This is a genomic window from Microbacterium sp. HMH0099, from assembly GCF_049384025.1.
Taxonomy (GTDB): Bacteria; Actinomycetota; Actinomycetes; order Actinomycetales; family Microbacteriaceae; genus Microbacterium.
Map to the genome: position 1 here is coordinate 101682 of NZ_JBMRJR010000004.1, position 13444 is coordinate 115125.

Sequence of the window (13444 nt, forward strand, 5' to 3'; positions counted from 1 at the left end):
GGCGCGGCGAGGTCAGGCCACCTGCACGGCCCAGATGACGTGCATGCGCCAGACCATGACGGCCACGGCGAGGGCGGCGACGCCCATGATGACGGTGCTCCACCGGCTGCGCTCGAGGAGCGCCCACGCGGCCGCCGCGGGCGGCAGGAGCGCGGCGGAGACGAGGTAGACCCAGAACTCCAGCAGGCTGCCCGTCGGCGGGTTGCCGGCGAGCGGCGCGATGATCGCCGTGACGATCTGCGCCAGCAGCAGCACCTCGATGAGGGCGAGCGAGCCGACGGTGACGTCGCCCGGACGGCGCCCGGCGAGACCCGCGATCATCGCGACGACTCCGGCGAGGGTGGCGATGCCGACCTGGACCAGGGTGAACCACAGGATCATCGGGCGACCTCCTCGGGCATGTTCATGACGCTCTTCAGCTGCGCGCCGCGCCGTTCGACGACGCCGACCAGGCGTCCCTCCGGGTCGATGGCCGCCCCGAGCGGGCCGCGAAGGCGGTCGCCGCCATCGATGCGCTTGCCGTGGCGGAGGTCACGGGCCTCGTCGGCGCTCACGGGGAGCGGACCGACGACGTCCCCGGCGGCGGTCGCCGGATCCACCAGCGCCTGCTCGGCGATGGCGTCCGCGCTCACCGCGTCCTCGACGGCGAACCCCCCGATGCGCGTCCGGCGCAGCGCCGTGAGGTGCCCGCCGACGCCCAGTCCGGCACCGAGGTCGCGCGCGAGCGCGCGGATGTACGTGCCGCTGGTGCAGTCCACCACGACGTCCAGCGCGATCGTCCCGGGTGAGCGCCGGATCGCGCGGACCTCGAAGCGCGAGACAGTGATGCGACGCGCGGCGAGCTCGACCTCCTCGCCCGCGCGGGCGAGCTCGTACGCGCGTCTGCCCTGCACCTTGATCGCCGACACGCGGCTCGGCACCTGGTCGATCTCGCCGGTCAGCTGCGCGATGCCGGCCGCAATCGCCTCGTCGGTCACGGCCGCCACCGTGGCGGCATCCGTCCGGTCCGTCTCCGTGCCGTCGGCGTCGTCGCTGTCGGTCGCGACCCCCAGCAGGATGGTCGCCTCGTACGTCTTGTCGGCGCCGACGATGAAGGTGAGCAGGCGCGTGGCCCCCTCCACGCCGAGGACGAGCAGACCCGTCGCCATCGGGTCGAGCGTGCCCGCGTGGCCGATCTTGCGGGTGCCCAGGGCGCGACGGGCGCGCGAGACGACGTCGTGGCTGGTGACGCCCCCGGGCTTGTCGACCAGGAGGATGCCGGGACGGACCATCAGCAGAAGTCCCCGAAGATCTGCACGGGGTGGGCGGCATCCGAGTTCTCCACGATCGCGGAGGCGGCCTGCCGGGGACGCGCCTCGCGGACGTACCGCTGGAAGCCGTCGCGCGCGGCGCGGTTGCTCTCGGCCGCCGGATCGGGGTCGGTGCCGTCGCGCTCGGCCACCCGTGCCGCCGCGACCGCGGGCGCGACCTCGAGCCAGAGGGACCAGTTCCATAGTCCCCGGACGTCGGCGGCGTGCAGGCGCGTCCCGTCGACGACGAGGACGGCGTCCGGGCCGTCGTGCGGTGACTCCTCGCCGTCCTCCGCGACGGTCACGGGGCGGCCGACGGCCTCGCCGGCACGGAAGGGTGCGACGAGGTCGCGGCGGAGCGTGTCGACGCGGGCGCCGTCGGGACCGTCGCACACGGCCGCGGGGGCGCGGAACGCGGTCGTGCCGGACGCGGCGAAGGCGGCGGCGAGTCCGTCGGCGAGCACGGCCTGTCCCCCGCCGTCGGGACCGTCGACGGCGAGGACGACCCGTCCGGAGCGGTAGTGCTGGCGGGCCTCGTCGCGGAGGCTGCGCGCGAGGGACGAGACGGTGGTCGAGGGCATGGGACCAGCCTACGGTCGCGGCCCGCCGCTCCTCCCCTCTCGAGCGATCGCTCGGACGACGGACCGCTCGCCGCCGGGAGCGACGCCCCGCCCCGCAGGGCTCGTAGGGTGGAGGGATGCCGCAGATCGCCGCGCCCCTGCTCGCGTGGTACCGCGACAACGCCCGCGACCTCCCCTGGCGCCGCGCCGGGTTCGACGCCTGGGGCACTCTCGTCAGCGAGTTCATGCTGCAGCAGACCCCCGTGGCCCGCGTCATCCCGCACCTCGAGGCGTGGCTGACCCGCTGGCCCACCCCCGCGGACCTCGCCGCGGATCCGCCGGGCGAGGCCGTGACCCAGTGGGCGAACCTGGGCTACCCGCGGCGGGCGCTGTGGCTGCACCGGGCGGCGGTGGAGATCCGCGACCGGCACGCCAACGTCGTCCCCCGCGACGTGGAGTCCCTCCTGGCGCTGACGGGCATCGGCGACTACACCGCCCGGGCCGTGGCCGTGTTCGCCTACGGCGACCGGCATCCGGTGGTCGACACGAACACGCGCCGCGTCCTCGCACGGGTGGTCGACGGCGTCGCTCAGCCGGGCCCTCCGGGCCGGGCGGACCTCGCCGCGATGGAGGCGCAGCTGCCCGCCGACGTCGCCGCGGCCGCCGTGGTCAACGCCGCAGCCATGGAGCTGGGGGCGATCGTCTGCACCGCCCGTTCGCCGAAGTGCGAGGCCTGTCCGCTCGCGGACCTCTGCGCATGGCGGGCCGCCGGCTACCCCGCTTCCGAGGACCGCCGACGCCGTCAGGCGACGTACGAGGGCAGCGACCGGCAGGCACGCGGCGCGGTGCTGAAGGCGCTTCGGGATGCCGCCCCCTCCCCCGTCGTCCTCGCCGAGGTCCTGCCGTCCTGGCCCGACCCGGTCCAGCGCGACCGCGCGATCGACTCGCTCATCTCGGACGGCCTCGCCGAGGCGTCGGCCGGTCTCCTGCGTCTGCCCGGCCACGCGGCATCCTGATCCCGTCCGCCGCCCGAGAGCCCTCTCCTCGCCGGCTGTCCTGCCCTCACCCCGGCCGCCGTCCTCGCACATGACGAACGGCCGGACGTCCCGTGAGGGGGCGCCCGGCCGTCCGGTCGTGCGGGCTCAGGCCCGGTCGTCGTCCTCGTCGAGGTCGTCGTCCTCGTCGAGGTCGCCGTCCTCGCCGTCCTGCTCGCGCGGCTTCACGTACGGGTCGGCGTCGCCGGCGTAGGCCGCGGCGGCCGCGAGGCCGGCGACCGACTCGTCGCGCTCCCGCGCCTCGCGCAGCAGGGCCGAGATGTGGTCGGCGTTCTCGGGGATGCCGTCGAGGATGAACTCCAACGACGGGGTGAGGCGCGTGTTGAGGTGCTTGCCGACCTCGCTGCGCAGCATGCCGGTCGCCGACTTCAGCGCGGCGGCCGTGTCGGCGCGGTGCGCCTCGTCGCCCATGACGGTGTAGAACACCGAGGCGCGCTGGAGGTCACCCGTGACCCGCACGTCGGTGATGGTCACGAATCCGAGCCGCGGGTCGCGCAGCCCCTTCTCGAGCCGCTCGGCCAGCACCACACGGATGCGGTCGGCCACGCGGGCCTGTCGTTCCCCTGCCACGTCCTTCTCCTTCTTCTCTGCGGAAGCCCGAACGGGGGCCGCGTCCGAAGACGCGACCCCCGCTCGATGCGATCAGCTTCGCGGCTTCTCGACCATCTCCGTGGTCTCGATCTCGTCGCCGATCTGGATGTCGTTGTACTTGCCCAGGCCGATACCCGCCTCGAAGTCCGTGCGGACCTCGGTGACGTCGTCCTTGAAGCGGCGCAGCGACTCGATGGCCAGACCGTCGGCCAGCACGACACCGTCGCGGATGACGCGGGCCTTGGCGTTGCGCGTGATCGTTCCCGACCGCACGATGACACCGGCGATGTTGCCGAACTTCGAGGAGCGGAACACCTCGCGGATCTCGGCGACACCCGACTGCACCTCTTCGAACTCCGGCTTGAGCAGGCCCTTGAGCGACTGCTCGACGTCGTCGATCGCGTTGTAGATGACCGAGTAGAACCGGACGTCGACGCCTTCACGGGCGGCACGCTCGCGGGCCTTCGTGTCGGGACGGACGTTGAAGCCGATCACGATCGCGTTGTCGATCGTGGCCAGGTTGATGTCCGACTCGGTGATCGCACCCACACCGCGGTGGATGATGCGCAGCTGGACGCTGTCGTCGACCTCGATCTTGAGCAGCGACTCCTCGAGCGCCTCGACGGCACCCGACACGTCACCCTTGATGATGAGGTTGAGCGACTCGACCTTGCCCTCTTCGAGAGCGCGGGTGAAGTCCTCGAGCGAGATGCGCTTGCGGGCCTTGGCCAGCTGGGCGTTGCGCTCGGCGGCTTCGCGCTTCTCGGCGATCTGGCGGGCGGTGCGGTCCTCCTCGGTGACGATGAACACGTCACCGGCGCGGGGGACCGAGTTCAGACCCTGCACCTGGACCGGACGCGACGGGTAGGCCTCTTCGACCGCTTCGCCGTTCTCGTCCATCATCGCGCGGACGCGGCCGTATGCCGTTCCGGCGACGATCGCGTCGCCGACGCGGAGGGTTCCGGACTGGATGAGCACCGTGGCGACCGAACCGCGGCCCTTGTCGAGCTTCGCCTCGATCGCGACACCGCGGGCCGCCTTGTTCGGGTTGGCCGTCAGGTCGAGACCGGCGTCGGCGGTGAGCAGGACCGCATCCAGGAGGGCCTGGATGTTGAGGTTCTGTCGGGCCGAGACGTCGACGAACATGACGTCGCCGCCGTACTCCTCGGCGACCAGACCGTACTCGGTGAGCTGCTGGCGCACCTTGGCCGGGTTGGCGTCGGGCTTGTCGACCTTGTTGACCGCGACCACGATCGGCACGTTCGCCGCCTGGGCGTGGTTCAGCGCCTCGACCGTCTGGGGCATGATGCCGTCGTCGGCCGCGACCACGAGGATCGCGATGTCGGTCACCTGCGCACCACGGGCACGCATGGCGGTGAACGCCTCGTGACCCGGGGTGTCGATGAAGGTGATCGCGCGCTCGATGCCCTCGTGCTCGGTCCAGATCTGGTACGCACCGATGTGCTGCGTGATGCCGCCGGCCTCGCCCGCGACCACGTTGGTCTGGCGGATGGCGTCGAGCAGTCGCGTCTTACCGTGGTCGACGTGGCCCATGACGGTGACCACGGGAGGACGGATCTCGAGATCGTCCTCGCTCTCGGCCTCGAGCTCGGCGTCGAGGTCGAGACCGAAGCCCTCGAGGAGCTCCTTGTCCTCGTCCTCGGGCGAGACCATCTGGATCTTGTAGCCGAGCTCCGCGCCGAGCACCTCGAAGGTGGCCTCGTCGAGCGACTCGGTCGCGGTGGCCATCTCACCCAGGTTGAACAGGATGGTCACGAGCGTGCCGGGCTGCACGGTGTAGCCGCGCAGCGCCTCGAGCTTGTCCGCGAAGTCGGCGATGGAGGCGCCGCGGCGCAGACGGATGATCTCGCCGTTGCCCTTCGAGACATTGACGCCGCCGACGACCGGCGCCGACCGCATCTCGAACTCCTGCCGCTTCGCCCGACGCGACTTGCGCTGCTTGGACTTGCCGCCGCCCTTGCCGAAGGCACCCGCGGTACCACCGCCGGGACCACGGCCACGACCGCCGCCGCCACCGGGACGACCGGCGAAACCGCCGCCCGCCGGGGCGCCGCCACCGGGGCGCTGGAAGCCGCCGCCGGCACCGCCGGGACGACCGGGACCGCCGGGACGCTGCTGGAACGGAGCGCCGGGACGACCGCCGCCGCCGGGACGACCCGCACCGCCGGGGCGCGGGGCTCCGGGACGGGGGGCGCCGGGACGCGGGGCCTGGGGACGCGGGATGTTGCCGGGGGTGGGACGCTGGCCCATGCCCTGCGCCGAGGCGAAGGGGTTGTTGCCCGGACGCGGTCCGGAGGGGCGCTGGCCCATGCCCTGCGCGGAGGCGAAGGGGTTGTTGCCCGGACGCGCGCCACCGGGACGCGGGGGCTGCGGCGTCGCGCCGGCGGGACCGGGCTTGGGCGCCGCCGAACCCGGGTTCGGACCCTTGGGGGCCGGAGCCGAGGGGGTCGACGGCGCGGCCGGAGCCGAGGGCGCGGCCGCGGCCGGAGCGGCGGGCGCGGCCGGAGCCGGGGTCGAGGGGGCGGATGCCGCGGGGGCCGCAGCCGGAGCGGCCGGAGCGGCCGGCTTCGCGGGACCGGGGGTCGGACGGCTGCCCGGGGTCGCCGCGGGGCGCACCGGACCGGGGCGGACGCCGGGGCGCACCGCCGAGGCGGCGGGCTTGGCGTCCGAGGAGCCGGAGCTCTCGGCCGCGAGCGCGGCGCGGAGCTTACGAGCCACGGGGGGCTCGATGGTGGACGAAGGGCTCTTGACGAACTCGCCGAGCTCCTTCAGCTTCGCAAGCGCGACCTTGCTGTCGACGCCGAGCTCGGAAGCGATCTCGTGCACGCGTGGTTTTGCCACAATTCTCCTGTCTGAGGGCCTACCCCGGACAGGGCAGACCGTTAGTTGCGGACGGGTCTCATTTCGAGCCGTTCACTTCGTGTCCATAGCCGTTCAGCCGTTTCGCTGGAGGGTTGATTCGAAGGTCTGCGTGTCAAGCGGGCCTGACACACGCAATGCTCGTACGAAAGCGCGGCGCGCGAGCGCTTTGCTCACGCACGCATCCGTCTCGTGCACCCACGCTCCCCTGCCCGGGAGGATCGCCCGCTCGTCTCTGACGAGGACCGGTCCTTCCGCGACCACTCGCAGCAGCGAGGATCGGGGGGCGCGTGCGCGGCATCCGACGCACGTTCGTACGGGTTCCATCCTACACCTCGCGATCGTGGGGACGATCGGCTCCTCAGTTGTCTTCGAGGATGCTGTCGGGCTGGATGTCGATCTTGGCGCCGGTGAGCTTGGCGGCCAGACGCGCGTTCTGGCCCTCCTTGCCGATGGCGAGCGACAGCTGGTAGTCGGGCACCAGGGCGCGGACCGCCTTCGTCGAGGCGTCCAGGACGAACGACGACGTGACCTTCGCCGGCGACAGGGCGTTGGCGACGAAGCGGGGCAGCTCGGCGTCGTAGTCGATGATGTCGATCTTCTCGCCGGCGAGCTCCTCGGTGACCGCGCGGACGCGTCGTCCGAGCTCGCCGATGCAGGCGCCCTTGGCGTTCACGGTCGGGTCGTTGGCCTTGACGGCGATCTTCGACCGGTGGCCGGCCTCGCGCGCCAGCGAGACGATCTCGACCAGGCCCGCGGCGATCTCGGGGACCTCGAGCGCGAACAGCTTGCGGACCAGGCCCGGGTGCGTCCGCGAGACCGTGATCTGCGGGCCCTTGTTGCCCTTCGCGACGCTCGTCACGTAGACGCGCAGACGGGAGCCGTGAGGGTAGGTCTCGCCGGGCACCTGCTCCTCCGGGGGCAGGATCGCCTCGACCGTGCCGAGGTCCACGTGCACCATGCGCGGGTTCGGGCCCTGCTGCACGACGCCGGCGACGATGTCGCCCTCCTTGCCGCGGAACTCCCCCAGCACCGCGTCGTCCGCGATGTCGCGCAGACGCTGGCTGATGACCTGCTTGGCGGCGAACGCGGCGATACGGCCGAAGTCGTCCGGAGCCTGCTCCTCCTCGCCGATGACGGCGCCCTCGTCATCGGTCACGGGCGTGAAGATGCCCACGTGACCCGTCTTGCGGTCGAGCGACGCGCGTGCGCCGGCGGGGATCTCGCCGCTCGGGGAGATGTGCTTGGCGTAGGCGGTCAAGATCGCCTGCTCGATGATCCGCGCGAGTTCGTCGAAGGGGATCTCCTTCTCGCGTTCGATCGTCTTCAGAAGTGCGAGATCGATGTCCACAAGGCCCTCCGTTATTCAGCTCTCGTCGACGCGACCGGCGCCGACAACCCCCCTACGATACCCGGGATGCCACGAGCCTGCGACCCGGGACCGCCTCCACGGCCGGAGCGCGCACCGGAGGGACCCGGATGCCATGGCAGCGGGGCCGTGGCATCCGGAAACGCTCACCGGACCGGTGTCGCGTGCCAGATGCGGTCGAGGTAGTCGCGCATCGCACGGTCGGAGGAGAAGTAGCCGCTGCGGGCGACGTTGAGGATGGCCGAGCGCACCCACGCGTCCTGGTCGGCGTACGCCGCGTCGACCCGCTCCTGCGCGTCGAGGTACGAGGCGAAGTCGGCGAGCGCCATGAACCGGTCCTCGTACAGCAGGTTCGACACGAGCGGCTCGAAGACCGTGCGGTCGCCGTCCGAGAACGCGCCGCCGGCGATGAGGTCGATCGCGCTGCGCAGCCTCTCGTCGCGCTGGTAGAAGTCCGCGGGCCGGTAGCCCTCGGTCCACAGGGCCTCGACCTCGGGCTCGCTCATGCCGAAGAGGAAGAAGTTGTCGTCGCCGACGAGCTGGCGGATCTCGACGTTCGCGCCGTCGTCCGTGCCGATCGTGAGCGCGCCGTTGAGGGCGAGCTTCATGTTGCCCGTGCCGGACGCCTCCTTGCCGGCGAGCGAGATCTGCTCGGACAGGTCCGCCGCCGGGATGATGCTCTCGGCGAGGGTGACGTTGTAGTTGGCCGGGTAGAGCACCTTGAGCTTGCCCTGCACGCGCGGGTCGGCGCTGACGACCTCGCCGACCGCGTTGATGAGGTGGATGATGCGCTTGGCCATGCCGTAGCCGGGCGCCGCCTTCGCGCCGAACAGGAACGTGCGCGCCTGCACGGCGTCCACGTCGAGACGGCCCGAGACGATCCCCTCGTAGGTGCTGACGATGTGCAGGACCTTCAGCGTCTGGCGCTTGTACTCGTGCAGACGCTTGATCATGACGTCGAGCATGTGGCTGTCGTCGAGGGCGTCCTCACCGCGCGCCTCCAGCACCCGGCTGAGGCGGCGCTTGTTCGACAGCTTCACCGCGGCGAACCGCTCGCGGAAGTCGGCGTCGTCGGCGAGCGCCTCGAGGCCCCGCAGGCGCTCGAGGTCGACCGTCCAGCCGGCGCCGAGCGCCTCGGTGATGAGCGAGGACAGGTCCGGGTTCGCCAGGCGGAGGAATCGGCGGGGCGTGACGCCGTTGGTGACGTTGGTGAACTTGTCCGGCCACATCTCGGCGAAGTCCTTCAGCACGTTGTCGCGCAGCAGCTGCGAGTGCAGCTCCGCGACGCCGTTGACCTTCGACCCCGCGACGGTGGCGAGGTAGGCCATGCGCACCGAGCGGTACGGGTGCTCGCCGATGATCGACATGTTGCGGATGAGCATCTCGTCGTCGCCGAACCGCTCCCGCACCTCGAGAAGGAACTCGTCGTTGATGCGGTAGATGATCTCGAGGTGGCGGGGCAGCAGGCGCCCGAGCAGGTCGACCGACCAGACCTCGAGGGCCTCCGGCAGCAGGGTGTGGCACGTGTAGGCGAAGCACTTCTGCGTGATGGCCCAGGCGGCATCCCAGTCCATCTTCTTCTCGTCGACGAGCACCCGCATGAGCTCGGGCACGCCGATGACGGGGTGGGTGTCGTTGAGCTGGAAGATGACCCGCTCGGGCAGCCCCTCGAGGTCGAAGTCGTCGGGGAGGACGTTCTCGATGAAGTCGGCGATGGATGCCGCGACGAAGAAGTACTGCTGCTGCAGACGCAGCTCCTTGCCCTGCGGGGTGGAGTCCTCGGGGTAGAGCACCTTCGAGATGTTCTCGGCGAACGTCTGCGCGCGGACCGACTGGACGTAGTCGCCCGAGTTGAAGGTGTGCAGGTCGAAGGCGTTCGTGGCCACCGCGCGCCACAGGCGCAGGGTGTTGACGCGGCCGTTGTGGTAGCCGGGCACCATCATGTTGTACGGCACGGCGAGCACGTTCCACTCCGGCACCCAGCGGGTCCGCTCGACGCCGTCGTCGTCGTACGTCTCGGTGGTCCCCGCGAACGAGATGGTCTGGGCGTGCTCGGGGTGCGGGAAGTCCCACGGCGATCCCATGCGCAGCCACGCGTCCGGCTGCTCGACCTGCTGGCCGTCGGCGAACGCCTGACGGAAGATGCCGTACTCGTAGCGGATGCCGTACCCGATCGTGGGCACGCTCATCGTCGCGAGGGAGTCGATGAAGCACGCGGCCAGGCGCCCGAGGCCGCCGTTGCCGAGGCCCGGCTCGATCTCGACAGCGCGGAGGTCGTCGATGTCGATGCCGCACTGGGCGAGCGCCTCGGTGGCGATGTCGGTGAGACGGGCGGCGAGAAGGTTGTTGTCGAGCTGACGGCCCAGCAGGTACTCCGCCGAGAGGTAGCAGACCGTCTTGGCCTGCAGCTTCTTCTGCTGCGCGCGGTCGTCGAACCAGCGCGCCATCAGGTAGTCGCGGACCGTGCTGGCCAGCGCCAGGTAGCGGTCGTTGACATGGGATGCCGAGAGCGCGACGCCCTGGTCGAAGTTGAGGTTCTGCAGGAACTGCTTGACGAACCCGTCGACGGAGGCGGCGGGGGCGATCACCGGCGAGACGGCCAGCGAGTGCGTCGGACGCGGGGCGGGGGCGGCAGAGGTGTTCTCGGTCACAGCACGAAGGTAGTGAGTGCGGACAGCGACCGCCAACGTCGACGCGGAGTGAAACACGATGTTCACGGCATCGCCCCAGAATCGGTCCGTCGTCCGGCGCCCCCGGGCCGTGCCGGCCCGACGTTCGCGACGCGCTCCTTGGTCGTTGCACGCCGTGACTTGTCGCAGATGTACGCGCCGCGCCCCGGCGCGCGTACATCTGCGACAAGTCAGCGCGCCCGGGCTGCTCTGTCCAGGCGCTGCGGCGCCCGAGGGTAGGGCGGGGCGGGTCAGGGCAGAGCAGGGCGCGGCGGGGTCAGCGCAGGCCGCAGCCGTCCACGACCTGGTCGGTGCGGGCGAACAGCCCCTTGGTCCAGTCGTACAGCACGGGCAGGAACCGCGACTTCGGCAGCAGCGGCCGCAGGTGGTCGTAGCCGGCGTAGGTGGCCCATCGCACCGGCTGCCCCTCCGCGCAGAGCTTCGCGATGTAGTCCTCCTGCAGACGTGGCGGGATCACCTCGTCCTCCGAGCCCCACGCGATGAGCATCGGCGTCCCCAGGGCGGCGGTCATCGCGTTCTCCTCCAGGCGACGGCCGAGCGCGCCCTCGGTCAGGTCCGCGGTGTAGAGCGGCCGTTCCTCCCCCACTCCCAGCGCCGTCAGCACCGACACGACGACGCCCGGCTCGGTCGGGCACCGCTGCGTCATCTCCAGCACGATCGAACGCGAGCCCTCGGCGATGTAGTCGTCGAGGTGGACGTCGGCGTACGTCTCCGAGTACGGCACGAGCACCCACGACGTCAGCACGGACAGGAGGGCGTTGGGCGGTCCCGACAGCAGCTCCGTCGCGAGCGCCTTCGGATCCGCGACGGGCGCGATCGCCGCGGTGCCGAGCACGTCGATCCCCGGGGCGTACTCTTCCGAGATGGCCGTCGTCCACAGCGCGGCGTGACCGCCCTGCGAGTGGCCCCACACGACGGTATCCGGCGAGAGCACCAGGTCGGTGCTCAGTTCGGCCGTCGCCAGCACGGCATCCAGGGACGACCTCGCCTCGCCCTTGCCGATGAGGTACGGATACGTGCCCGGGGCGCCCTGCCCCGAGAAGTCGGACGCCACGACGACCCACCCGGCCTTCAACGCCTGCTCGAGGGCGGGGATCGCCCACCGCGTCGCCGTGGCATCCCGCAGGCTCGGCGCGCAGCCCTGCGCGACGCCCGTGGTCCCGTGGTTCCAGATCACGACGGGACGCGGGCCCGGCGGAGGGTCCTTCGGAACGATGACGAGCGCGCTCGCGACGGCCGGACGGCTCACCGCGTCGCGGGTCGTGTACAGGATGCGGGTGACGTCGCCGTTCTGCGGGGCACGGCCGTTGTAGGAGTCCGACCGGATGAGACGTCCGTGCCCGCCGGGCACCTCGGCCGGCGGGTCGTAGAACGCGTCGACCACCGGAGCGCCGTCCTGCAGCCAGTCGTTCACCCACCATCCGCCCGCGGCCGTGAGCACGAGCAGCACGGAGAGCGCGTACCTCCCGCCGGCGGTCCAGCGCCGGCGCACACGTCGACGACGCACCGCGGCGGCCGAGTCGAAAGGCGTCCGGCGCACCCGGGGACGACGGATGCCGCGGACCCCCTGGGCCACCATCCCGATGCCGAAGACGATGGTGCGCACACCGAAGACCAAGGCGAGCACGAGCACCGTCACGTCCGGCCAGGTGAACGACAGGACGCCGAACGCGACCTGCGTCGCCCCCCACGCGGCGGCGAGGACGCGGGAGCTCGGGACGCCGCGGGTGAGCGCGTCGCCGATCGTGGCGAGCCCACCGATGATCAGCAGCACCGCCAGGACGGATGGCAGCAGCTCCAGGCTCCGCCCCAGCCAGACCAGCACGGCGACCCCGGCGAGGATCCAGGCGACGGCGACTCCGCGCGCCCACCACCCGCTCGGTCGCCCGGTGAGCTCGACGACGCCCATCACGACCGCGCTCGCCCCGACGTACACGCCGAGGAGGACGAGCGAGGTCAGGGGGCGGCTGACGATGAGGCCGCCGAGCACGACGACCACGACCCCCAGGATGAGCAGCACCCGGGGCGGCGCGTTCCGGACCAGGGCGGGCAGGGCGCTCCACCGTCGCGAGAGGCGGCGGCGAGCGTCGGACATCCGGCCATCCTAGACAGGGGACCGGGATGCCACGGCGCCTTGCGTCCGACGCGCCGGAGCGCGTGTTCGACAGCGGGCGCGCACCGGACTACGGTTCCCGAGTGCCTTCCTCCGCCCGCTCGGCGGCCCGCACGGCCGAGTCCAGCACCGCCTTCCGCGTGGCCGCGCGCGCGGGATATGCCGCCAACGGCATCCTTCACCTGCTCGTGGGCGTGCTCGTCCTGGCCGTGACCTTCGGCGGGCGGGAGGAGAGCGACCAGACCGGCGCCTTCCGCGCTCTCGCGGCCGCACCGCTGGGCGCCGTGGCGCTGTGGGCGCTCGCGTTCGGACTCGTCGCCCTCGGCGGCTGGCACGTGCTGCAGGCCGTCGTCCCGCGCGGGCTGTCCGGCTGGAAGCGGCTCGGGCGAGTGCTGTCCGAGGCGCCCCAGGGCATCGTGTTCCTCGTGATCGGGTGCCTGTCGGCATCCGTCGCCCTCGGCGCGCGTCCGCACGCGGAGGAGACGACGCAGGACATCAGCCGGTCGGTGCTGACCTTCCCCCTCGGCGGGCTCGTGCTCGGCGCCGCGGGGATCACCGTCGCCGCTGTCGGGGTGGGCTTCTTCGTCATGGGGGTCCGCCGCTCGTTCCACGACAAGGTGCGGGAGCCGGACGGGCCGTGGGGAACCGTGCTCACCGCGCTGGGCGTGTTCGGCTTCCTCGCCAAAGGCGTCGCGCTCGGCGTCGTCGGCGTGCTGCTCGTCGTCGCGGCCGTCACGGTGGAGGCGGAGACCGCGGGCGGGCTCGACGGCGCCGTCAGCGCCCTCCTCGCCCTTCCGGCCGGCCCGGTCCTCGGCGTCCTCGTGGGCGTGGGGTTCCTCGCCTACGGCGTCTTCACCGTATTCCGCGCCCGGTACGCCCGACTGGACGTGTGAGCGC

General features: G+C 71.9%; 11 protein-coding genes. 2 read left to right on the top strand and 9 right to left on the bottom strand.

What is annotated here, in order from left to right; translation table 11 throughout:
* Positions 1–12: 12 nt before the first annotated feature.
* The 3 genes from ACO03V_RS10600 to ACO03V_RS10610 are packed head-to-tail and all read right to left on the bottom strand — an operon-like array spanning position 13 to position 1870.
* Positions 13–381: a hypothetical protein gene (locus ACO03V_RS10600; RefSeq protein WP_423137561.1), complete on the bottom strand. Its 369-nt coding sequence runs from the start codon at positions 379–381 to the stop codon at positions 13–15.
* Entirely contained in the window at positions 378–1271 is an 894-nt protein-coding gene (gene truB / locus ACO03V_RS10605; RefSeq protein WP_423137562.1) for a tRNA pseudouridine(55) synthase TruB, read from the bottom strand. Before truB ends, ACO03V_RS10600 begins: the two co-directional genes overlap by 4 nt.
* Complete coding sequence (locus ACO03V_RS10610; protein ID WP_423137563.1) at positions 1271–1870, bottom strand: uridine kinase; 600 nt, start codon at positions 1868–1870, stop codon at positions 1271–1273. The genes truB and ACO03V_RS10610 overlap by 1 nt, the downstream gene beginning before the upstream one ends.
* A 116-nt stretch (positions 1871–1986) precedes the next feature.
* On the opposite strand from ACO03V_RS10610, the gene ACO03V_RS10615 reads away from it, so the two are divergent.
* Positions 1987–2865, top strand: coding sequence for an A/G-specific adenine glycosylase (locus ACO03V_RS10615; protein ID WP_423137564.1), 879 nt, complete (start codon positions 1987–1989; stop codon positions 2863–2865).
* A 126-nt stretch (positions 2866–2991) separates the two neighbouring features.
* Here the strand turns inward: ACO03V_RS10615 and rbfA are convergent, their stop codons facing one another.
* From rbfA to ACO03V_RS10645, 6 genes are all read right to left on the bottom strand, one after another.
* Entirely contained in the window at positions 2992–3474 is a 483-nt protein-coding gene (rbfA, locus tag ACO03V_RS10620) for a 30S ribosome-binding factor RbfA (RefSeq protein ID WP_423137565.1), read from the bottom strand.
* Between the two features lie 72 nt (positions 3475–3546).
* The gene (infB, locus tag ACO03V_RS10625) at positions 3547–6357 is read right to left on the bottom strand and encodes a translation initiation factor IF-2 (protein WP_367730385.1); all 2811 of its coding nucleotides are present in this window, start codon (positions 6355–6357) and stop codon (positions 3547–3549) included.
* A gap of 93 nt (positions 6358–6450) precedes the next feature.
* Complete coding sequence (locus ACO03V_RS10630) at positions 6451–6702, bottom strand: YlxR family protein (protein WP_367730383.1); 252 nt, start codon at positions 6700–6702, stop codon at positions 6451–6453.
* A gap of 34 nt (positions 6703–6736) precedes the next feature.
* On the bottom strand, positions 6737–7726 hold the full coding sequence (nusA, locus tag ACO03V_RS10635; protein ID WP_363392692.1) for a transcription termination factor NusA: 990 nt from the start codon (positions 7724–7726) through the stop codon (positions 6737–6739).
* 164 nt (positions 7727–7890) lie between these two features.
* Complete coding sequence (locus ACO03V_RS10640) at positions 7891–10395, bottom strand: glycogen/starch/alpha-glucan phosphorylase (protein WP_414685841.1); 2505 nt, start codon at positions 10393–10395, stop codon at positions 7891–7893.
* 295 nt (positions 10396–10690) lie between these two features.
* Positions 10691–12529 (bottom strand): lipase family protein, encoded by a 1839-nt coding sequence (locus ACO03V_RS10645; RefSeq protein ID WP_423137566.1) that lies wholly within the window; start codon positions 12527–12529, stop codon positions 10691–10693.
* 101 nt (positions 12530–12630) lie between these two features.
* On the opposite strand from ACO03V_RS10645, the gene ACO03V_RS10650 reads away from it, so the two are divergent.
* A complete protein-coding gene (locus ACO03V_RS10650) occupies positions 12631–13440 on the top strand; it encodes a DUF1206 domain-containing protein (protein ID WP_423137567.1) in 810 nt (269 codons plus the stop codon).
* The last annotated feature ends 4 nt before the right edge of the window (positions 13441–13444 follow it).

Excerpts from the sequence above, each read along its gene's own strand:
- ACO03V_RS10600 (WP_423137561.1), bottom strand. The coding sequence starts at position 381 with ATGATCCTGTGGTTCACCCTGGTCCAGGTCGGCATCGCCACCCTCGCC.
- truB (WP_423137562.1), bottom strand. The coding sequence starts at position 1,271 with ATGGTCCGTCCCGGCATCCTCCTGGTCGACAAGCCCGGGGGCGTCACC.
- ACO03V_RS10610 (WP_423137563.1), bottom strand. The coding sequence starts at position 1,870 with ATGCCCTCGACCACCGTCTCGTCCCTCGCGCGCAGCCTCCGCGACGAG.
- ACO03V_RS10645 (WP_423137566.1), bottom strand. The coding sequence starts at position 12,529 with ATGTCCGACGCTCGCCGCCGCCTCTCGCGACGGTGGAGCGCCCTGCCC.
- ACO03V_RS10630 (WP_367730383.1), bottom strand. The coding sequence starts at position 6,702 with ATGGAACCCGTACGAACGTGCGTCGGATGCCGCGCACGCGCCCCCCGA.
- ACO03V_RS10615 (WP_423137564.1), top strand. The coding sequence starts at position 1,987 with ATGCCGCAGATCGCCGCGCCCCTGCTCGCGTGGTACCGCGACAACGCC.